The sequence below is a fragment of the Niallia sp. Marseille-Q9988 genome (assembly GCF_976954375.1).
The window spans coordinates 138303-159379 of sequence record NZ_CDRJSZ010000005.1 but is presented as its reverse complement, the minus strand read 5'-3'; the positions used below and the strand labels follow the sequence as shown (position 1 = coordinate 159379).

Annotated in this window: 19 protein-coding genes and 1 riboswitch; of the genes, 4 read left to right on the top strand and 15 right to left on the bottom strand. The window is 33.7% G+C overall.

All coding sequences use genetic code 11. From position 1 onward, the window contains the following. Positions 1–360: 360 nt before the first annotated feature. From ACWNMZ_RS10625 to ACWNMZ_RS10590, 8 genes are all read right to left on the bottom strand, one after another. Entirely contained in the window at positions 361–1359 is a 999-nt protein-coding gene (locus ACWNMZ_RS10625; protein ID WP_031539080.1) for an asparaginase, read from the bottom strand. A 375-nt stretch (positions 1360–1734) separates the two neighbouring features. Further along, positions 1735–2220: a nitroreductase family protein gene (locus ACWNMZ_RS10620; RefSeq protein WP_031539082.1), complete on the bottom strand. Its 486-nt coding sequence runs from the start codon at positions 2218–2220 to the stop codon at positions 1735–1737. Between the two features lie 102 nt (positions 2221–2322). Next, a complete protein-coding gene (locus ACWNMZ_RS10615; RefSeq protein WP_031539083.1) occupies positions 2323–3507 on the bottom strand; it encodes a Ger(x)C family spore germination protein in 1185 nt (394 codons plus the stop codon). 229 nt (positions 3508–3736) lie between these two features. Continuing rightward, positions 3737–5563, bottom strand: a complete 1827-nt coding sequence (locus ACWNMZ_RS10610) for an APC family permease (protein ID WP_031539084.1) — start codon at positions 5561–5563, stop codon at positions 3737–3739. A gap of 98 nt (positions 5564–5661) precedes the next feature. Then, positions 5662–5800, bottom strand: a riboswitch (cyclic di-AMP (ydaO/yuaA leader). A gap of 280 nt (positions 5801–6080) precedes the next feature. After that, positions 6081–7265: an NAD(P)/FAD-dependent oxidoreductase gene (locus ACWNMZ_RS10605; protein WP_031539085.1), complete on the bottom strand. Its 1185-nt coding sequence runs from the start codon at positions 7263–7265 to the stop codon at positions 6081–6083. Between the two features lie 121 nt (positions 7266–7386). Further along, complete coding sequence (locus ACWNMZ_RS10600; protein WP_031539086.1) at positions 7387–7812, bottom strand: DUF1641 domain-containing protein; 426 nt, start codon at positions 7810–7812, stop codon at positions 7387–7389. 571 nt (positions 7813–8383) lie between these two features. After that, entirely contained in the window at positions 8384–8674 is a 291-nt protein-coding gene (locus tag ACWNMZ_RS10595) for a sensor histidine kinase (protein ID WP_109769099.1), read from the bottom strand. Positions 8675–8676: 2 nt separating this feature from the next. Beyond that, positions 8677–9627, bottom strand: a complete 951-nt coding sequence (locus tag ACWNMZ_RS10590; protein ID WP_031539088.1) for a histidine kinase dimerization/phospho-acceptor domain-containing protein — start codon at positions 9625–9627, stop codon at positions 8677–8679. 421 nt (positions 9628–10048) lie between these two features. Between ACWNMZ_RS10590 and ACWNMZ_RS10585 the strand changes: the two genes are divergently transcribed. Beyond that, positions 10049–11404, top strand: coding sequence for an amino acid permease (locus tag ACWNMZ_RS10585; RefSeq protein WP_031539089.1), 1356 nt, complete (start codon positions 10049–10051; stop codon positions 11402–11404). Positions 11405–11499: 95 nt separating this feature from the next. Here the strand turns inward: ACWNMZ_RS10585 and ACWNMZ_RS10580 are convergent, their stop codons facing one another. Continuing rightward, positions 11500–12405 (bottom strand): TetR/AcrR family transcriptional regulator, encoded by a 906-nt coding sequence (locus ACWNMZ_RS10580; RefSeq protein ID WP_031539090.1) that lies wholly within the window; start codon positions 12403–12405, stop codon positions 11500–11502. Positions 12406–12682: 277 nt separating this feature from the next. Here ACWNMZ_RS10580 and ACWNMZ_RS10575 point away from each other — a divergent pair, with 277 nt between their 5' ends. Further along, on the top strand, positions 12683–14215 hold the full coding sequence (locus ACWNMZ_RS10575) for a DHA2 family efflux MFS transporter permease subunit (RefSeq protein ID WP_235252616.1): 1533 nt from the start codon (positions 12683–12685) through the stop codon (positions 14213–14215). Between the two features lie 51 nt (positions 14216–14266). Here the strand turns inward: ACWNMZ_RS10575 and ACWNMZ_RS10570 are convergent, their stop codons facing one another. After that, a complete protein-coding gene (locus tag ACWNMZ_RS10570; RefSeq protein WP_031539092.1) occupies positions 14267–15307 on the bottom strand; it encodes a 2,3-butanediol dehydrogenase in 1041 nt (346 codons plus the stop codon). A gap of 199 nt (positions 15308–15506) precedes the next feature. Between ACWNMZ_RS10570 and ACWNMZ_RS10565 the strand changes: the two genes are divergently transcribed. Further along, complete coding sequence (locus ACWNMZ_RS10565) at positions 15507–16394, top strand: LysR family transcriptional regulator (RefSeq protein ID WP_031539093.1); 888 nt, start codon at positions 15507–15509, stop codon at positions 16392–16394. A gap of 18 nt (positions 16395–16412) precedes the next feature. Here ACWNMZ_RS10565 and ACWNMZ_RS10560 read toward each other — a convergent pair whose 3' ends face one another. The 4 genes from ACWNMZ_RS10560 to ACWNMZ_RS10545 are packed head-to-tail and all read right to left on the bottom strand — an operon-like array spanning position 16413 to position 19203. Further along, positions 16413–17009: a VanZ family protein gene (locus tag ACWNMZ_RS10560; RefSeq protein ID WP_048717692.1), complete on the bottom strand. Its 597-nt coding sequence runs from the start codon at positions 17007–17009 to the stop codon at positions 16413–16415. Between the two features lie 16 nt (positions 17010–17025). Next, a complete protein-coding gene (locus ACWNMZ_RS10555) occupies positions 17026–18258 on the bottom strand; it encodes an FtsW/RodA/SpoVE family cell cycle protein (RefSeq protein WP_031539095.1) in 1233 nt (410 codons plus the stop codon). Continuing rightward, a complete protein-coding gene (locus tag ACWNMZ_RS10550; RefSeq protein ID WP_031539096.1) occupies positions 18251–18667 on the bottom strand; it encodes a PadR family transcriptional regulator in 417 nt (138 codons plus the stop codon). Before ACWNMZ_RS10550 ends, ACWNMZ_RS10555 begins: the two co-directional genes overlap by 8 nt. Further along, complete coding sequence (locus ACWNMZ_RS10545) at positions 18652–19203, bottom strand: sigma-70 family RNA polymerase sigma factor (RefSeq protein WP_031539097.1); 552 nt, start codon at positions 19201–19203, stop codon at positions 18652–18654. Before ACWNMZ_RS10545 ends, ACWNMZ_RS10550 begins: the two co-directional genes overlap by 16 nt. An 84-nt stretch (positions 19204–19287) precedes the next feature. Here ACWNMZ_RS10545 and ACWNMZ_RS10540 point away from each other — a divergent pair, with 84 nt between their 5' ends. Further along, complete coding sequence (locus ACWNMZ_RS10540; RefSeq protein ID WP_031539098.1) at positions 19288–19713, top strand: AI-2E family transporter; 426 nt, start codon at positions 19288–19290, stop codon at positions 19711–19713. Here the strand turns inward: ACWNMZ_RS10540 and ACWNMZ_RS10535 are convergent. Continuing rightward, entirely contained in the window at positions 19650–20930 is a 1281-nt protein-coding gene (locus tag ACWNMZ_RS10535) for an MDR family MFS transporter (protein WP_035416638.1), read from the bottom strand. The genes ACWNMZ_RS10540 and ACWNMZ_RS10535 overlap by 64 nt on opposite strands. Between the last annotated feature and the right edge of the window lie 147 nt (positions 20931–21077).

The window sequence follows — 21077 nt, the reverse complement described above, 5'->3', positions numbered from 1 at the left end:
ATCCGTTTCTATTACCCCAATTATGTATTCTTTATTACCTATGATATTATCTATTATTCTACTAGTATATAATTCTATAGTCACGTTTTTTTATTGCTTTTATCTTCAATAGATCAAAAGTTTTATATATCAGAAAAATATTTCCATCTCTCTACTTTCAAAAGTGCTGTTTTCTAAACAATCAATCTATTTTTAGCAATTTTTACGACAAAGCAGACAGAACAAAATTAGGTACATAAACCTACCTTGAAATTGATGTTATTCTCCTTCTTAAGATGGAATGAAAAAAGCCCTATCTAATCGTTCAAACCGATTTGATAGGGCTTTTTTATTTGTATCTAATTGAATCAGAACAGCTCTTTAACTCTCCCATTCTACTGAAAGATCATAGGCTATCGGACTTTCCATCACTCTCTTTATTTCACTTAATGATTGTTCACTGCCCAGTACCCACATTAATTTTGCAACAATGGCTTCTGTATTCATGTCAGCAGATAATATAACATTGTATTGAGAAACCTTTCTTCCCACTTCATATAATAAGAGATCTTGTCCTTCTTCCAGACACTGTGTAGAAATGACCACTGCTATCCCTGCGTTTACCATTTCTTCTATTTTTGGCAAGAGATTTCTCTCCTCAAAAGGTAATCCTCCATTACCAAAGCTTTCGATAATGACACCCTTATATACATGTTTAATAAAATCAAAGATTTCAGGTTTTGTTCCTGGATGCAATTTTAATAGAAATACATCTGGACAAATCCTTGTATCCAATATTAGTTCATCCGTTTGCTTGTCCGGCTTCCATAAATACTGAATTTGATTTTCTTCTATTTTAGCCACATATGGATGGTTAATGCTTTCAAATGCATCATAGCTTTTGGTGCGCATTTTTACTGCTCTTGTCCCAATAATCACTCGACCATCAAAAACAACAAATACGCCCCCTATGTCCTCTTTTGCAAAGCGAATACTATCCATAACATTTTTCTTAGCATCTGTTTGTTTAAAACTAATCGGTACCTGTGATCCCGTAATAACAACAGGTTTTGTTAGACCACCCAACATATAAGATAGCGCAGCTGCTGTATAGGCTAACGTATCTGTTCCGTGTGTGATAACAAAACCATCATATTCGTGATAATGTTCTGCAATTGTTTTAGCCATCATAATCCAATGTTCTGGCTGCATGTTCGTACTATCTCTATTCATAATAATTTTACAAGTCACATCAACTTCTAGAATATCATTTTTAAAATATTGAAGGAGCTCTTCTGCAGACAAACCGGGGACTAGTCCTTCCTTCCCTTCAACTGAAGCGATTGTTCCACCGGTTGCAAGTAACAGCAATTTTTTCATTTAAAGTCCTCCTAAATGCATTACTCCGTAAAGTATACACTTGCTTTATATACACCAAGTTATTATATATACTGAACGAAATTTCCGCAATAAGTGGATTCTATCCATTTTTGCAAAATGGAATAAACTTCTTTGTATGCACCTAAGTCTATTTTCCTAAAGATGTGACTAAAAGGAAGTGATCGGGACACTAATATTCCAGCCAAAGCTAAAACCGAACAAATCATTCGAAAATGGCTGAATGATTGTTCGGTATTATTATTAGTTTAATAAACGGCTATTTTATTTAGGCTCTTCTTGCCTGCAACTAGAGTTATTATTTTTTTCGAAAAAATTTTTAAAAAATAATTACCTTTAAAAGCAAAACGAAAGGCCTTAATCTAAGTAGGTAATTTTGTCCTCAATGGAAGCTCTTTCTTTCGCAGCCATAATTTCTTCTGGATAACCAATTGCCAATACTCCTACGACTTCAAATTCATCGCTCACTCCTAATGTTCTTCTTCCTAACGCAGAAGAACCAACAGAACTCCAGAACGTTCCAATTCCTTCATCCCATGCCTGAAGCATAAAATTTTGAATAAAGCAGGAAACGGCTGATAAGTTTTCATCCCGTTCCATTTGGTTTCTTCCTTTATGTGATAAAATGGCTAAAACCTTTGAAGCCCCACCAAAATTTGTTTTATGCTTTAATTCTGCTCGAGTCTTTTCACCAATAAAAAGAATTTTCCATGGCTCTGTCATCTTATGATTCGGTGCATATCTGGCACGTTGTAGCCATTCCAAAATAATGGAATTATCTACTACTTCAGGTTTAAATTTTTTTATTGTTCTTCTCCCTGTGATTACCTCGGATATATTCATTTCTACCTCTCCCCTTTTGTGAAGTCTTCCTTCATACTCCTTTTTATCATAACGCTATTGTTATCTTTTTTAAAGAATTCCTATTATTAAAAGACAGTTAATTTAATTTATCTTATAGCTATTGTTTCTAAAACCACTTCTTTTTATTTCTATATTTACATGAACATTTATCTTTGCATCTTTAAAACCAGCATCCCAATTTTCTACATATTGTTTAAAATGCTTATAATCTTGGTCTCTAAATATTTCTCCTAGTCCAAATATGTCTGCCACATATTCTGTTTGCATTTTTTTAATTAGTTTACTGAATTCCTTCTCTAAGTAACTATTGCTCCGTTCTTCAAAATCTTCAAATGCGTTTACCTTTGCAGCCTTTATTCCTTTGTCAGATCCATCTAGTGTAGATTCCGCACGAACAAATATATCTATTTGCGGTCTTCCATTAACTTGCCTAGCATTAATTTTCGTCTGCGTATGGATAACTCGTAATCCAAAAAACTTTTGGTCTTCATAAGGAATCGTCAAAGAAGTACGTTCCAATTTATTTTGAATCCACAATAAAATTCTTGTTTCTTGCAAATTCAGATAACCTTGGAGCTTTCCGTATTTAAAAATCGCTAAAGAATCAATTTTTGCGATTGCTCCTGGTTTTGTTGTCTTAATATTATCCATACTCCCTCCTATTTCTTTATCGCCTGAAATGATCATAGCTGCTAACACAGGAACTTGACCTTCTGATGAATATGTACGAATGAAATCGTTTAATTTCATTCCAGGTGTTCCTCCCCATTCCTTAAGCATATGATCCAGCTGCGGAAATATTTTTAAAGAGGAAACTTTTTGATAATCATTAATGATCCGCAAAAAATCAACAGCCTCTCCATCTTTCGCAACAACTATGTTGAAGTCATCTCTTATTTCTCTATCCCTATCGAAATAATCCATAAAGCTGAGAATACCTTCTCGAGCTATTTCTTCACCAATGACAAGTAATCTCGTATGTGAAAATTCCAAATGAGTAGATATTGCAACATTAAACTTATGGGTAATCTCTCCCATTGTATCCCCTTCAATCGAGTAAACAATTGCGGGAGCCAAACCTTGAGCAGTTCTGGGATTTAGCTCTGTTGCAGAAGTGCTCTCTATAGATAACTTATACTTATGGGTTTCCCCTTTATCCACTGCTATCCCTGTCACAATGGCATTTTGATTAAGTTCCGAATGATCCCAACAACCAGTTAACAAAAAGATAGATATAATGGATATACTTAATAAGAAGCTTCTCATATTTTATACTACTCCCTTAGAATCATCGATATCACACATATATCCTCCCTAACAATATTCACCTTGCTAGGATAACTAGTAAGAAACACTTCTGCTGTCCATGTTGACTTCAGAAAACTATTGCTTACTTAACTATACAAAAAAAGGATAATTTTATTTTTTTCAAAGTTTACCAATAGGTTATGAAAAAAATGAAAAATTATCCTTTATATCATAATAATTTTATATACTATTTTCTTAAATGATAGGGAACAGTAGTTACAATTATATTTCGTTTATATAATAGATGTGCCTTGATCAATAGACTGGACTGATTGTGTAAGAAATTATGCCAACTTTTCTTCGTAATAAATTGTGGGATAATAACCGTCACACTACGTTTCTGTTCCGCCGCTTTTTCCTCTATTGTATCAATAAATCTTGCTAGTGGCCTAATCAAACTTCGATATTGTGAATGAATGGTTACTAAACGAATATCTGGTCTAAATTCTTCCCATTTTTCCTCCATTCTTCTCTCACTCTCTCTGTCAAATGCAACATATACAGCAACTACTACATCTCCTACCGTCTCCGCATATGCTAAAGAATTCTCTACCACTTTCGTTACCCCGGCAACTGGAAGAATAACGATATTCCCTTCCATTTTTATCGCTGAACGTGGCTTTGCTACTCTTAATTGTTCTGCAACATTTTGATAATGCTTGTTTATTTTATGAAACCCGAAAACAACAATAGGAAGAAAGAATAATACTGGCCACACTTGAAAAAACTTAGTTGTGAACAAAATTACTAAAACGGTAAAGGTAATAAACGCTCCAATTAAATTAATTGCTAACTTCCCTTTCCAACCCTCAGGCTTCTCTTTCATCCATTTTCTGCTCATTCCTGTTTGCGATAATGTAAATGGAATAAATACACCAACTGCATATAAAGGAATCAGCTTTTCTGTATGACCATCGAAGAAAATGATTAATAATATAGAGGAGATACCTAAGATAACAATTCCATTTGAATAGCTTAATCGATCTCCTCTAACTGTAAATATACGTGGCATATATTTATCCGACGCTAAATTTACGGCAAGCAACGGAAACGCAGCATAGCCAGTATTAGCTGCCAATATTAAAATGATGGCAGTTGTCACTTGGATAAAATAATACATAGCATTTTTTCCAAACACTTCGGTAGCTATTTGAGAAATTACCGTTTCCTCTCCACTCGGAGCAATCCCAAACCAGAAGGCAAGAAAAGTAATTCCGGAAAATAATACAGCTAAAAATAACCCCATCATCGTTAACGTTTTAACTGCATTTTTGGCAGATGGTTCTTTGAAATTTGGCACAGCATTAGAAATTGCTTCCACACCTGTTAAAGCAGAACAGCCAGAAGAAAATGCCTTTAACAATAAAAAGACACTTAACCCTGGAACAGTCGTCCCAATCGGCGTGTGTAGCTCTGTAGGAACTTCTCCGTTTACAACCTTCCAAATACCAACACCAATTAAAATTAATAAAGTAAAAACAAACAAATAGACGGGATAAGCTAAAATAGACGCAGATTCGGTTACCCCTCTTAAATTTAAAATTGTTATCAGAATAACCATCAATATTGCGATAATAACATTGTAATGATACAAACTTGGAAAAGCAGAAGTTATCGCATCTGTTCCAGCCGAAACACTAACTGCGACGGTTAGAATATAGTCTACTAAAAGCGATCCACCTGCAATAAGTCCTGCATTTTCGCCTAAATTATTTTTAGATACAACATATGCTCCTCCGCCTTGTGGATAGGCATAAATAATTTGACGATAAGACAACATCAAAGCTGTCAATAAAATAAGCACACCAATCGCAATAGGAATAGAGTACCAATAAGCAAGGAATCCTACTGCCGATAAGACAAGCAAAATCTGTTCTGTTCCATACGCTACAGATGAAAGCGCATCAGATGAAAGTATAGCCAACGCTTTTAATTTATTTAATTTTTGTTCTCCTAAAGCACTTGTTTTCAAAGGTTTTCCAATAATGATTCTTTTGACGGTTGATTTATTCACGATATATCCCTCACTATAAACTTTTCATAACTTTACTTTTAAACACAAAAAAACTACAAAGAATTACTTTGTAGTCGTATAATAGTGTACGCCAAGTATTCTCCCCTCTAAACGCTTCCGGAGTTAGCTGTCGGATTAGGGCATATGAGAGTTGCCCTTCCTTAATAAGGATTCACCCCTAGTGTTTCACACAATGTCGGGTCCCCCGTTCCAAAATGAATTAAGCGATTTGTATTAATTTGTTTTAACATGAATGATATTACGCCTGAAATTTAGGAAAGTAAAGAAACAAAAAGGAGTAAAATAAAGCAAATTTAACCGAAAAAGACAACCTAAGCTATTTTACATGGAAGAAATTATCTCTATCTCATTATTTTATATATTATCTACATTTATTAAAGGCTGCTCACTATTTCAAATTCAGTCCGTTTCGAGATGGAAAGTCTTTTAGAAAACAGCCAAAAGAAAAAAAGATGAGTACAGTGCCATGCACCATACTCATCTTTGTTCACTAGGATTAATAAGCTAAGCTGAATAATCCTTTAATATGTGATAAGTAACGAATATTACTTGCTTCTTTCATTAGGGAAGCAGGTAATCCTTTTAATGGAGTGGAGCTTCCGCCTACGATTGCAACTCCATCTTTTCTACCAAGACTAGCAAGTGTACCAGAGTTAATTGGATCAAAAGTATCTAATGCTCCGTTTTCCAGGTAAGCATATAGATTGTATCCGATTAATTCTCCCATTTGCCAAGCAATTTGCGCAGTTGGTGGTGCTGGACGACCATCTCCATCAGCAGGGAAGTATACAGCACTGTCACCAGCAACAAAGACATCAGGGTGTGAAGTAGACTGTAAGAATTCATTAACTGTTGCACGGCCACGGTTAACTTCTAATCCAGAAACACCAACTAATGGGTTTCCTTGAACGCCGCCTGTCCATACAAATGTATTAGCAACGATTTGTTGACCATCTTTAAGATCAATAACATTGCCTGCTACATTTGTTACAGGAAGTCCAGTTAAGAATGTTACGCCACGCTTTTCCAAGCTTTTTGTCGCACGTTCGATTAAGTCTTCTGGTAAGACAGGAAGAATTTTCGGACCTGCTTCTACTAATAGTAATTTAATATCTTGGAAATCAACACCGTATTTTTTTGTTAATCCTGGTAAGATATCAGCAAGTTCACCAACAAGTTCGACACCTGTTAGTCCGCCACCACCAATTAAAATAGTAGCATCTTCTTGTTTTCTTGTTTTCGCATATTCACGAATACGATCTTCAACATGGTTGTAAATTTTGTTTGCATCATCTGCAGATTTAAGAACCATGCTGTTTTCTTCTAATCCTGGGATACCGAAGTATGCAGTTACACTTCCTAAAGCAACAACTAATGCATCATAAGTTAGTTTAGATCCATCACCTAAAGCAACTTCTTTTGTATCCACGTTGAAAGAATCAACGGAAGCAATTTTCAAATCAATGTCTTTCCCTTTAAATAATTTCTCTAGCGGCATAGCAACTGCTTTTTCAGAAACGTTTCCTGCTGCTAAACGGTGCAATTCCGTAATAATTTGATGTGTTGGATATTTATTAATTACAGTAACTGTAGCTTCTGCTTTACTGTAAAATTTACGAACATTTAAAGCTGCTAAAAGGCCGCCGTATCCAGCACCTAATATAACGATATGTTTTGACATAGTAAATCCTCCGTCCTTATTACATTTAAAAGTATTGGCAGGCTTCCTTTTCTGCATTGTCCTTAAAGGAATTCCTTTTTATTAGACAAATAGCTTACTTTGGAAGACTCTACATGAAAGATTATTTATTATTGCGCTCTGACATAATTTGAAGATAGCTCTGTAGAAAACGGAACATCTTTTGTGCTTGTGGATCTTTTAACATTTTCATTAAACCAAAGATGCCAATTGTTTCATTGCTTTCTTCAGCACGATCTTTTGCTTCAATTGCTGCTGAAGCCATTCCTTTAACTGAATGGATTACTGGTTCGAACATTTCAGTAGTCGCACCAACAATATCGCCCTTAAAAACTTCATCTTGTGATAATGATTGAACAACATCATATGATTTAGATAATCCATTAACCATTTCCGTTAACTTAGGTAATTGCTCGATTAATGTTGTCAATGATTCTTGTACCTCAGGCTTTAACAACTGATCCAATAGGTCTTGATTTGTAGCAGTCAGTTGTTTTTCAGCATTCGTTTGAGCAGTAGTTTCTGACATAACTGATTCTCCTTTACTATAAGCTTTTCGCTTAAATGTTATTAACAAATTTCTTGTGATTGACTGCACAAAAATTTGCAAAAGATATTTTTACCAACTCTAGTTAAAATGATTGAAGGTATGTACAAAATAAAATCCTGGTTAAAGTCCTCTTTAAAACCTTAGAAGAGGATGTGTACAACCTCTCCATCATTAAACTCCTTTAATATAATACCACTTTTTGAACAAAAATAAATGTAAGTTTGACAAAAAAATAGAGTTTTTTTGAATAAAAGTGAAGTTTATCACCTATAAAGTGATTGTCGCCACAAAAACAACAAATAAAATATTTACTCGAAATATTCTCAGTTTTTATATTTCCTAAACTATTATGTGAGAAAACGGATGAAATATTCATTCCTTCCTTATATATATTCTTCAGAAAAACCAAAAACCCCTGTAAGTGTTTACATTTTACCTTCTTAAAAGAATGTATGAGCAAAATTTATCCGTAGTTTATACTATGCCCATACATCTCTCTTTTATTTAGGCTAGGCTACTAGCATTACTAAAGAATTTATTTTAACAGCATTTATTTACTAACAATCGGCAAATAAATAGAAAAAGTTGTTCCTTTGTTAACTTTACTTTTAATCTTGATTTTGCCGTTTAGGTGATGAACAATATTAAAGCAAACCGTTGTACCGATACCTGTTCCTTGTGTTTTTGTGGAGTAAAAAGGAGTTCCTAATCTGTTCAGTTCATCTTCAGACATTCCTTTTCCATTATCCATAATATTAATCTTTATATATTTTTCTTTTATTTGTTCGGATATAACCACTTCCCCCTTGCTCTCTATTGCTTCAATAGCATTCTTGATCATATTTATAAACAATTGCAGAATTTCATCTTGCCCAGCATTAATGAACAAGGGGTATGAACGTGATTAATAATTTTTACGTTATTTAATAGTGCATAGGGGTTGATTATCTCTTCTACTTTTTTTAGAAAAACAGCTAAATCAATCTGTTCTTTAACCCCTTCATTTGGCCGAGCAAGTGATAAATAATCATTTATAATTTTTTCAGCCCTGACTAATTCTGATCCCATAAGTGAAAGCATCTCTTGTTGTTTTTCTGTGATATTGGAGGATTCTTTCAATAAATGAGTGTATCCTTTAACAACCGTTAAAGGATTTCGTATTTCATGTGCAACAGAAGCGGCCATTTCGCCAATTAATCTTATCCGCTCTGTTTGCTGTTTTTGCTCCTTCTGCCTTTCTTGATAAGAGAGTGACTCTATTAGATAAATAGAGATAATAAAAGTAACGAGATGAGCTAAATATAAATAAACAATAAATGTTAAGGTTATTTTATTTGTGAAAAATGAAGTAGCGATTAAATCAATGCTTATAGGAAATAACGATGTAATACAAGCTATCATTATTTTTTTTATGAAAGATTGGGTCTGTTTGTATCTTTTGATGGCATAATACAAAATGGGTAGTGATAACAGTACGATAATCATTGTCACTAATAATCCTGCATTAACGCCAATCATATATCTGTAAATCCCCATCACAACAGTTGTCAATAAACCTGCTGGAAACCCTCCATAGAAAAAAGCTATCAACCAAGGAATTGTCCTTAAATCATAAATATGCCCAGGTGCTATTTCTAAAGGAAATGTCATGGATAAAATTAATATGGCTGAACAATAAATAAAGGTGAATACTGTTTTATTTTTAATTTTCATTTTATGAAAATAATAATAATAAATAAAAATTGGCACAACATTTAATAATAGAACGAATAAGTAATTGTCGAATCTGATCATCATTTCTCCCCATTTACGAAAAAATTCTCACCTCATCTAAGTTACCATCATTTCACAATTATTTCTATTATGAAGGCAATTTTCGCAAAGTTTGTTTCTATCGCCCGCAGCCGGAATACACTTCGCTTTCCGTGGGGCTCGCGCTGAGCCGCTTCACAGCTCACGCTCCTGCAGGGTCTAAGGACTCGCGCTAATCCCACAGGAGTCTACGTGTATTCCGGCTGCTATTTGCTTCCAACTAATTCTTTTTTCCTATTGAAAAAAACAACAATCTCTTAGAAAACAGCCATTATGAATGTAATTTTTCCTATTTTAAGTAAAGCAAATAATTGCTGTAAAAGCTGACATACTAATAGTGGTTACTTTGTAAGGCAATCTTTTTTATGTAATCCCTTCATCATTACTGAAAGAGGAGAAAGACATGACGAAAAAACAAAACAATTCAAATTCATCTAAATCTGAAAATCTAAAATGGTGGCAGCTATCCTTAATTGGTGTAGGCTGTACGATAGGAACTGGCTATTTTCTAGGGTCTAGTCTTGGCATTAAAGAAACGGGTCCTTCCATCGTTTTCACCTTTATTTTAGCTGCTATTGGTACATACATTGTTTTTAATCAATTAGCTAAAATGACTGCTGAAGACCCCCAAGAAGGCTCTTTCTGTTATTATGCAAACAAAGCATTTGGTCCATGGGCTGGCTTTAGTTGTGGATGGAATTATTGGTTCTCTAATATCCTCATCATGGGCAGCCAATTAACAGCACTTTCGCTTTTATCACAGTTTTGGTTTCCCAAAGTTCCATTATGGGTATTCGCGTGTATTTATGCTGTTCTATCATTATTTGTTGTCTTTCTAGGAACGAAAGGCTTTGATCGCGTTGAAAATTATTTAGCTATTATCAAAACAGCAGCGATTATTATGTTTATTGGATTAGCAGCAGCTGCTGTATTTGGCTGGATACATGGAGGCAATAGTGATATTTCTATTCCTCATTCCATGAATGAACTATTCCCAAAAGGCTACAAAGGGTTCTGGATTTCTTTATTATTTGCATTTTATGCATATGGAGGAATAGAAGTAATCGGGTTAATGGCTATGCAGTTAAAAGATAAAAAAGATGCACCGAAAGCTGGGACAAATATGCTAATCATTCTTGTGATCATATACGTACTTTCTCTAGGGCTGGCGTCGATTTTAGCGCCACTCGATCAGTTTTCCGAAAAAGAGAGTCCATTTGTAACCGCCTTATCAGATTATCATTTGAACTTTTTTCCACATGTCTTTAATGGAGCTATTATCGTTGCAGGATTTTCCACTATGACTGCTTCTTTATTTGGAGTAACTAGCTTGTTAGTTACGTTAGCAAATGATGGGGATGCACCAAAGATCTTTACAAAAAAATTAAAGAAATTTAACCAGCTACCTCTTCCTTCCTTTATTCTTGGAGGAATTGGGCTCTTTGCTTCTGTTATTGCCGCCCTTTTATTACCAGGGAAGATATTCGAATACATTACAACGGCAGCTGGGATTCTTTTATTATACAATTGGGCTTTCATTCTGTTTTCTTCCTTTAAAGTACTGAAAGGAAAACTTTGGGATAAAATAAAATCTTCATTTGGTATTTTACTTATTGTCTCTGCTGTTGCAGGAACCATTATTGAAAAGCAAGTTCGAATCGGCTTCTTTGTTAGCTTAGCATTTGTTGTGATTATTGCAGCAGCTACATTTTTCATGCGACATAAATTGGGGAAAAACAAGGCAGGCTGTGCAGAATAAGTCAAATGTTATTCCCCACTTTACCAATAAACTTTAGAAAATAGCAAAAAGGAAAAGTCATCATTTTAACTGTGACTTTTCCCTATTGACAGTTATTAATTCTGTTTAGAATATATTTTTTCCATGCTTTCTATAAGTGTTAGAACCATTTTAGCATATGGTGAATCTTTTACTTCTTGCATCAAAGACATCAATGTACTTTCGATAATAAAATATCTTGGGTGTTTGATCTCTATCTCTTCTTCAACGAATGTTAATAATTGTTCTATTTTTTCATGATTAGTTAGCCTATCATTATCTTTTTTTACATTCGCTTTTAACGTATAAAGCATACAATAAATTTCCTTTTTCCCCAAATCTTCATTGTTTATAGTTTGAACTGCAAGCCAATTATAAAGCATATCTGGATTTAAAAGTACTTCCTTTGTATTAGATAAATGGTTAACCATATCAAGAACTCTATTCACACAATACTGAACAATTTCATGAACATTTGTGTTATCTTGATAGACTAAAGTATGCATATAAATAGTAGAATGAATCATACCCATTAACATGATAGAGCAATCCAATAAATAGGTTTTGTTTTTTGAGCCACAAATATCTACTAATCGATTATACACCCAGTTTAACTCATGTACTCTTCTATTTTTTATATAGTTTTTTAATTCTTCATCATTCGTAAAAAGAATTTCTTCAAATAAAGAAATAATTTTATATTGGTTATTTGTCTTAATTAACATTTCAATTTGCTTAATAAAAAGAGTACTATCTGCTTTATCTTGACCAATTAATAATTGCTTCCTTTGCCATTCTAATTCCGTATAGATATTCTTAAAAATAGAAATCAACAATTCATTTTTACTCGAAAAGTAATTATAAAACGTACCTTTAGAAATATTACTTGCAGCTAATATGTCTTGAATAGACGTTTGTTGAAATCCATTTTCAATAAATAATTCATGGGCTTGCTGCATTACATGCTGTTTACGTTTGTTCATTTCATCACCTTTAGAAGAAAATTAGACTACTGGTTCAAATTATATACTAGGTTATTCACAAAGAAATTACAATCATTCCACAAGAATATTAGCAGATAAACCCCAGTGTTATAAGGAGTTCATCTGAAAAATCTTGCGTTCATTTCAACCAAACTTTTTTTACTTAGGGATTCTAAACATTTTTATTGCAATATTTATACTACAGGTATATTATTATTTAAGCTTAGTTTCAATAAGGATATTAAGAACATATAGGTCATGAGGAGGAATTGTTTGAATGAACATAAATGCAACAACGAATGAAAAAAAACCGCCATATGGCATAATTGTTATTTTAATGGCTGGTGCCTTTGTCGCATTTCTAAATTCAACACTGTTAAATATTGCTTTACCATCTATAAGCGCGGACTTCGAAATTGATCCATCTATTGGACAATGGCTTATTACTGGCTATATGCTGGTTAATGGAGTTATGATTCCAACATCCGCTTTCTTAATTCAAAAATATTCAACAAGAAGATTATTTATCACAGCAATGTCTCTTTTTGCTTTTGGTACTATAATGGCTGGAATGGCTCATTCCTTCCCAATATTGTTACTTTCACGTATGATACAGGCTTCTGGGTCGTCCATTATGCTACCTGTATTAATGAACTTCTTGTTAACCAGTTTTCCAGTTGAAAAACGTGGGAGTGCAATGGGTGTTTTTGGACTTATTATGACTTTCGCTCCAGCAATTGGTCCGACCTTATCAGGATATATTGTCGAACATTATGAATGGAGAATGTTATTCTATGTTGTTTCGCCAATTGCCATCATTGTTTTAATTTTAGCGATTTTTAAAATTAAGGATAAGAAGGAAAAAGTGGATATTCACATCGATCGCTTATCTGTCGTTTTATCGAGCCTAGGATTCGGTGGTTTATTATATGGATTTAGTTCTGCAGGTACAAAAGGATGGACTAATATTCATGTTTATGGCACTTTAATTGTGGGTGCAATAGCTCTTATTTTCTTTGTTCTTCGTCAATTAAAAATGACTACTCCAATGCTTGAATTCCGAATCTTTAAGTACCCGTTATTCTCGCTTTCAGCAGTTATTACCATTGTAATTAACATTGCACTATTCTCTGCGATGCTACTGATGCCAATGTATATTCAAACAGTTAGAGGAATTTCCCCATTCCACTCTGGATTGTTATTATTACCAGGTGCGATTATTATGGGAATTATGTCTCCTATTAATGGAAGACTTTTTGACAAATATGGAGCAAGAACACTAGCTTTAATTGGATTAACATTGACTGCAATCACAACCTATATGTTTAGTCAATTATCCATGACAACTACAACAACTACACTAGTACTAATTTATTCCGTACGTATGCTTGGTATGTCCATGGTTATGATGCCGATTATGACAAATGGTTTAAATGAATTGCCACAAAGAATGAATCCGCATGGAACAGCATTAAATAACACATTGTCCCAAGTGTCAGGAGCAATTGGCTCTGCAGTTATGATTACCATCATGTCTCAACGTACAGCAACACATGGGGAAGAATTGGCAGCTCAAGCAATGAAAGAGATGAGTAATTCAACTACTCAACCAACTCCAGAAGCACTTGCTACTATGCAAGAAAAGCTCGGAATGCAGGCAATGCTTGAAGGAATTAATGATACCTTCTTAATATCTGTTGGAGTTGTATTAGTCGCACTTATACTTTCCTTTTTCGTAAAACGTGCGGTTCCACCAAAAGAAACAGAAGAACAAACTAGTCCAACGAAAATGAATGAGGCAGTTGAATAAAAATAAATTAAAAGTCAGCGACAATCGCTGACTTTTTTATAAATTATTTACTCATTCTGCACTTACTAAAATCTTCACTTGATTTTTTTCTGATAGCAATGATTTAAAGCCTTCTTCTACTACATCGTCCAATTTAATTTTTTTGGTTACCAATTTATCTGCAGAAAAATAGCCTTTTCTCATTAAGTTCAACACACTTGGAAATACATCTCGATAACCAATAATCCCCTTAATAGTACGTTCCTTGATAACGATATCATTTGGGAGAATTTCCGCGCCTTTTTCCCATATACTTACAATAACAGTTTCTCCTGCAATAGTCGTAGATTGAATAGCCTGTTTTAGAACTACTGGTACCCCAGTAACTTCAAAAGATACATCTACCCCACCATTTGTCCGGTGAATAAGTTCAGCTACAACATCTTCATATTCAGCTGGATTAACAACAATTGCTCCTAATTCTTCCGCTTTTGCCTGGCGTTCAGGAGAAAGCTCTATTGCATAAATATCTGTTGCTCCTGCCGCTTTCAAAGCCTCAATTACTAGTAACCCAATTGGACCACATCCGAAAACTGCAGCAGTATCCCCTGCTTGAACTTTACTAGATCGTACAGCATATAAAGCTACAGCAGAAGGCTCTACTAATGCCCCTTGTTCATAGGATAATTCATCAGGCAATTTATGCAGTAATTCTGTTTCCACAGAGACATATTCGGAGAAACCGCCTCCTCCGCCCGCTAATCCTAAGAATCCCATATTTTCATCTAAATTATAGGCTCCTTGATGACCATGTGTAGCAAAAATCGGTTCAACAACCACTCGATCGCCTACTTGATAATCAGTCACTCCTTCTCCTATTTCAACAATTTCCCCTGAGAATTCATGTCCCAATGTAATTGGTGCTACTTCATTTGTTAAAGGATGTGGCTGATCCACAGGTATAAAAATAGGACCTCCTAAGTATTCATGTAAATCACTTCCACAAATTCCACACCATTTTACTTTTAGTTTTACTTTGCCTGGTTCTACTTGAGGTTCCTTAATATTTTCTAGTCGAATATCTTTTTGGTCATGCCATCTTAATGCTTTCACGAGTAAAACATCCCCTGACTTAAATAGTTTTACAGCTAAACTGCTAAATTTCCATTGCTATTTGTTATTTAAGGCCTTAAAAACGTAAGTTTTAGAAACAAATTAATTATAGTACTTATGTTATTAATATGAAATTATATTATAATTAACTATAGTTAACTTTTACTTAACTAAAACTATTTTTAGAAAGGGTCAACCTATGAATATTGAACAATTAAAATATATAGTAGAAATTTCTAATAGCGGCTCATTAAAAACGGCTGCAGAAAAGTTAAATATTACATTACCTGCTCTAAGTCAATCCGTAACAAAGCTAGAGAAAGAATTAAATGTAGAGATCTTTCACCGTTCTAGAAAAGGTACCTATTCAACACAAAAGGGGGAGATCCTTATCCAAAAAGCTAACGGCGCACTAGAGAAATTACAAGAATTCTTAGATGAAGCAGAAAACTTTTCAGACACATTAAAAGGAGAGTTAAAAATCGCTATGTTTCCGGGACCATTAGATTTGCTGGCTGATCAAATTACTTTATTTAAAAAAGACTTTCCTTCCATTAAGGCTTCTATAGAAGAGGATAATTCCCAGCATGTTATCGAAAAAGTAATAAAAGAAGAAGTTGATATTGGATTTATTATATTTAAAGAAGAAGATATACAAAAATATAAAAATATACATTTTCATAAACTTTATGATGGCTGTATGGTTGTTGCAGTTAATATAAACTCTTCTTTAGCAAACAAATCCTATATCACTGAAAAAATGCTAGAGAACCAGCCAATTATTTTGTACAACGATCAATCTATATTAGAATTCGTCCAAAACTTAGATATGGTGGAAAGTAATATGGAAATTTTATTTACGACAAACAATGTAGAAACAATTCGATATGCATTAGAAAGAAACACAGCGATTAATATTGGCTATGATTATGCCTTTAAAACAATAACTGGGTTAGCAAACAATAATAGTTATGTTACCCTACCTTTTGTAGATACCTTAATAAACACCTATTATTTTGGTTATATATATGCCGCTAATAAAGGCATTTCTAGGGTAGCAAAAGAATTTTTAGAAAGGCTAACATAGTCTTTTCAAAGCTACTTCTCATCTTTGGAGCCCAACTAGTCTTTTTGGAAAAAGAGTATTAAGGATTTTAAAGAGACAATAACCAAAAATAATCCCTAACGCATTTAAAAGAACATCATCAATATCCGTACTTCTCCCAATAAATAGTTGAGTAATTTCAATAAACAATGGGATACCAATTGACATCCAAAACAGTGGAAAAAACTTTCTAAACTGTCGCCATAACAATGGAAGAAAAATCCCAAATGGCACGAAGACGACCACATTTCCTAATAGATTAATAAGAGATACTTGGTTCCAATTACTAACTTGCTCATTAGAAATAGCTAAATAGGAAAAAATTGTTGAAAAAGGAATGAGGTTTATGCTTCTTCCCCCTTCTAATCGTTGAATATAAAGTTTCTGTTTTCCATTCTCCATCGACATATACCATTGTGGAATAATGGTTTGGGATGCAACCCCAATACAGAACAGGACAAATAGAAATAGTAATATTTCCTTATTCCATTTCCACTCTTGCTTCTTTAATCTAATGTAGAGAGTACGACATATTAAATAAATTGGCGCACCAAAAATCATATAAATTAGCATTGACTCTAAATACATTCGAATCATTCGAATCCTCCAAAAGTTATGAGATATTTTTTCTGCGATTAATACTTAACACAAGACCTATCAATAAAGCGTTAATAATGGTCGGCATTAGTCCATAGCTTATAAATGGCAACGATAAAGAGATAATTGGGAATAGCCCCATACACATTCCTATATTATAAATCACTTGGATACTATACAACGCAATCGCACCTATTAAGAGAAGCTTTCCATATCGATTTTTTATGTAACGAACATTTCGAATCATTTTTATTATCAATGCACTAAATAAAATCACAATTACTACTGCTATTACATACCCAAATTGAGAGGAAAGCTGAAGAAATACGGTGTCTGTTCTATTAACAAAAGACAATAACTCCATATCAGAAGAACCTATCCACTTGAGACTTGCCCACATTTTTTCTCGATATAAATATATCCAGCCAACATCTTGCGCATATCTATCAGGAAAAAGGAATCCTAATAATCTATGTAATCTTGCAAAAAAAGCATAGCCGAATAATAATATAAAAAGAACTGCACCCGTAACAATCGACAAGACGATTTGCTTTTTCGAAAAACTGCTCCAAAACAGCATAACAACCACCATAGTATAATAAATAAAGACAGTGGAAATACTATCATATCCTAAATAAAACAATATACTGGAAAAGAAAAAGAACAATAAAAAAGACAGATAGCTAAAATTTTTCTTGGTAAAAAGGGAAGCCCAAGCTAGCAGGAAGAACGGAATTGCCATTATTCCTTTAATGATAATTGGCCCAACTTTTAAATAGTTAATTCCGTTTATTGTAATATTGGAAAAAAGAATGACGGATAGTAATAATATGGATCCTATCATATAAAATACATAGCCTAATTCCTTACATTTCCGATAATCCAAAAACATGATTCCAACAACTATTCCAACTCCCAATAAAATGGTCCATAATTTCTCTGCTATAAATAATAAATCTGACGTTATATTAGGTAAAAGTCCAATCATCAATAAGCAAACTGTACAAGCAAAAACCATCCAATCAACCGTTAGACGGTGCAGTTGATTTAACTCCAGTCCCAATAGAATAGGACTTCCCATTTCTTTAATTGCTCTTTCTTCCGCTTCTTTTTCTTGTAACCCTTTTTTTATCCAACCTTCTTTAGCAAGTTGGATATGATGCTCCATTTCTAATTTAATTGAATCCTTTGCATCTTTTGATTTCACTTGCTCTATCACTTTATCTAAAAATATATGCCTTTTATTCATTTACGTACACCCAATCTATCAATTCTCTAATATCTTTGTTAGCTCCCCCTTCTACTTCCAACTTTTTTTCAAGCTTTTTTCCTTTTCGATCTATTCGGTAATATTTAACCTTTTTATCCTCCCATTCAGAAGCAATGATATTTTTCTGTTCTAAACGATGCAATAAAGTATAGATAAACCCTTCCTTTTTCTCAAATCTTTCAAAGCCACGGGCACGTAACAATTGTGTTAATTCAAAACCAGTTTTTCTATTATGCAGTAATTGTAAAACTGCTAATAGTACTTCCTCTTCCTTATCCTTTATTTGAATTTTTTTTAAGATTTCTTTACGATGCTCCTCACTAAAAGGAAGATGATCAAAATAAGTCTTTTTCAAGCTAGATGGAAGGTTTTTTAGATGTTTTTCCATTTTTCTTCATCTCCTATCTTTTTTAATAAATGCTTTGCTCTTCTAAGTCGTGTTTTGATAGTATTTTCATTTATTTTTAATATGGAAGAAATCTCGTTTATTGATAGTTCTTCAAAGTAAAAGAGAAAAATAATTTCCCGATATACGATTGGCAAATTCATGACAGCTTGAATAAGTAATTGCTCTTCTTCTTTTTGAAGAATTTCTTCTTCCACATTTTCATTTCTGTCTATCCCAAAAAGAAATTCATCATCTACTTTTACAACATTTTTTGCATACCAACTTTTCAAATAATCTTTACAGCGGTTAATAGCTATTCTCCATAGCCATGTTCGTAAGCTAGATTTTCCCTTATATTTATTCAATGAATAATATACTTTTATAAATATATCCTGTGTTAATTCTTCGGCTATTGCTTGATTTCTCACATAGGAAAAAACCAAATGCAACAGCTCTTGTCCATATGTAATCATTATTTCTTCAAATACTTCTTCTTTATTGTCTATTTCATTCCAGCTTGCTGACAATTCTTCCATACGATAACCCCCCTTACTTACTTATTAGACGATAAGATGACGGAAAAAGTTTGGAGGTAAAGACAAAATTGATTAAATTTATTTTTGGTAGGTCCTTGGATTGGTGCTATTCCTTCTGTCATCGTCAGGCTATTACACTCGCCGATACAGGCAATTATTGTTCTCGTAATTGTTGTGATTATTCAACAAATGGAGAGTCTTTTTGTTCAACCACAAATTATTGGAAAAAGGATGTCTATCCATCCAGTCACAGTAATGGTTTTAGTTTTAGTTGCGGGGCGATTTATAGGTGTTATCGGCATGGTTCTTGTAATCCCAATCTTTGCTATTGTTAAAGTAATTGTTACACACACAAACAGACTATGGAGAATTCGACAGGAAGAAAAAATACTTAAAAAAACTCCTGCGGTTTTAGATTATCACCTAATTCCGCAGGAGTTTATTTATTATAACTGTTTCACTGCTTGTAAATTTCTCTTTTTCATTTCGAATTGTTTAAACATCACATAATAAATAAAAGCACTTATTATGGCAAGTATAGCAATAATCAAAAATGTCCATTTGAATCCAAACCACGCACTCATTGGAATAGATAATGGTGCAATCATTTTGGAAAAAGTAAACCTCAGACTAGCTGCTGCAAAATATTTTCCCCTTTGGTCCCGAGGAGCGATTTCCGATATAAAGCTTTGCTGGATTCCTGCTGTCATCAGTTCAGCAAAACTAAATAATAGCATCGCAAACATTAACCCCAAAATCAAATTGGTTTGGCTAAACATAATAACTGCCGTTGCATAAATAAAGGAGGAGACAATAAATACATTCTTCTCTTTGTATTTAGACATCCATCTTGTCACCATTATCGTAAATATAGCTACTACTAAACCATTTTCTGCTAGGATTAATCCAAATGCCTGCGTACTTTGAATCTCTAACGACCAACTGCCGATAGAAAATAATCTTTGGGTTGAAACCATTTCATCGACATAAACAGGCAGTAATAAATCTAATTGCATAAAAGTTTGTCCGATTAATACCCCTGCTAAAATAAACATTAAAAAAGTTCGATCTCTGACAATAACCTGATAATCTTTCATCTGATTACCTAACGCCATCATCCAATTCTTTTTTGTGCCAGTTGCCTCTTTGTATGGTGGGGCTGTTTCTGCTATCCAAATTTTTAAAACAATACTTAATAGAATATTTAATAGTCCAGCTGCTAGTAAAAGGAAGAATCGATAATCCTTATAAAAGAACCCTCCTAATATAGGGCCTATTACTACTGCAATATTAGTAGACGTATAGAATATCGCAAATACACTACTGCGATCTTTCTCCTTAACTACATCAGCTACCATCGCTTGACTTGCTGGCCAATAGATACTTGTAAAAAGGCTAATCACTGTAAAACAGATAAAACTAATGGCAGGAGAATCAAGCCAAGGAGAGCTTGCTAAAGCAAAGACTAGGTAAGAAATCCCTTGCGCCAAGCTTGATAGGACCATCATTTTCTTTCTTCCGTATTTATCTGCATAATAGCCACCAAGTAGATTGGCAACAACCGAAAACCCTTGTGAAAGTATTAATAAGAACCCAGCAATCGATTTGCCAAATGATTCTGTAAAATAAATCGCTAAAAACGGGAAAAACATCCAAAATGTAACATTAACGGTTGATTCACCAGCAAGACGAATCTTTAAATTTCGATCCCAATCTCTAAGTCGCATCGTCATGTTTGTTGTTCACTCTCTTTCTATTTGCTTCTCCTATCATACCTTGATATTTCGGATTAGGAAAGACTTTCTTATTCTTTGGATTAACTGGTTTAGAATAAACAGTTTGCACAAAAAGAAAGAGGCATGTTAGTTAGCAAC

What these genes read in the sequence shown, in the direction of transcription:
- ACWNMZ_RS10575 (WP_235252616.1), top strand. Translation starts at nt 12,683, where the DNA reads ATGAACATAAATGCAACAACGAATGAAAAAAAACCGCCATATGGCATA.
- ACWNMZ_RS10565 (WP_031539093.1), top strand. Translation starts at nt 15,507, where the DNA reads ATGAATATTGAACAATTAAAATATATAGTAGAAATTTCTAATAGCGGC.
- ACWNMZ_RS10550 (WP_031539096.1), bottom strand. Translation starts at nt 18,667, where the DNA reads ATGGAAAAACATCTAAAAAACCTTCCATCTAGCTTGAAAAAGACTTAT.
- ACWNMZ_RS10615 (WP_031539083.1), bottom strand. Translation starts at nt 3,507, where the DNA reads ATGAGAAGCTTCTTATTAAGTATATCCATTATATCTATCTTTTTGTTA.
- ACWNMZ_RS10585 (WP_031539089.1), top strand. Translation starts at nt 10,049, where the DNA reads ATGACGAAAAAACAAAACAATTCAAATTCATCTAAATCTGAAAATCTA.
- ACWNMZ_RS10545 (WP_031539097.1), bottom strand. Translation starts at nt 19,203, where the DNA reads ATGGAAGAATTGTCAGCAAGCTGGAATGAAATAGACAATAAAGAAGAA.
- ACWNMZ_RS10555 (WP_031539095.1), bottom strand. Translation starts at nt 18,258, where the DNA reads ATGAATAAAAGGCATATATTTTTAGATAAAGTGATAGAGCAAGTGAAA.
- ACWNMZ_RS10605 (WP_031539085.1), bottom strand. Translation starts at nt 7,265, where the DNA reads ATGTCAAAACATATCGTTATATTAGGTGCTGGATACGGCGGCCTTTTA.
- ACWNMZ_RS10535 (WP_035416638.1), bottom strand. Translation starts at nt 20,930, where the DNA reads ATGCGACTTAGAGATTGGGATCGAAATTTAAAGATTCGTCTTGCTGGT.
- ACWNMZ_RS10600 (WP_031539086.1), bottom strand. Translation starts at nt 7,812, where the DNA reads ATGTCAGAAACTACTGCTCAAACGAATGCTGAAAAACAACTGACTGCT.
- ACWNMZ_RS10580 (WP_031539090.1), bottom strand. Translation starts at nt 12,405, where the DNA reads ATGAACAAACGTAAACAGCATGTAATGCAGCAAGCCCATGAATTATTT.
- ACWNMZ_RS10590 (WP_031539088.1), bottom strand. Translation starts at nt 9,627, where the DNA reads ATGATCAGATTCGACAATTACTTATTCGTTCTATTATTAAATGTTGTG.
- ACWNMZ_RS10625 (WP_031539080.1), bottom strand. Translation starts at nt 1,359, where the DNA reads ATGAAAAAATTGCTGTTACTTGCAACCGGTGGAACAATCGCTTCAGTT.
- ACWNMZ_RS10620 (WP_031539082.1), bottom strand. Translation starts at nt 2,220, where the DNA reads ATGAATATATCCGAGGTAATCACAGGGAGAAGAACAATAAAAAAATTT.
- ACWNMZ_RS10595 (WP_109769099.1), bottom strand. Translation starts at nt 8,674, where the DNA reads ATGATCAAGAATGCTATTGAAGCAATAGAGAGCAAGGGGGAAGTGGTT.
- ACWNMZ_RS10560 (WP_048717692.1), bottom strand. Translation starts at nt 17,009, where the DNA reads ATGATTCGAATGTATTTAGAGTCAATGCTAATTTATATGATTTTTGGT.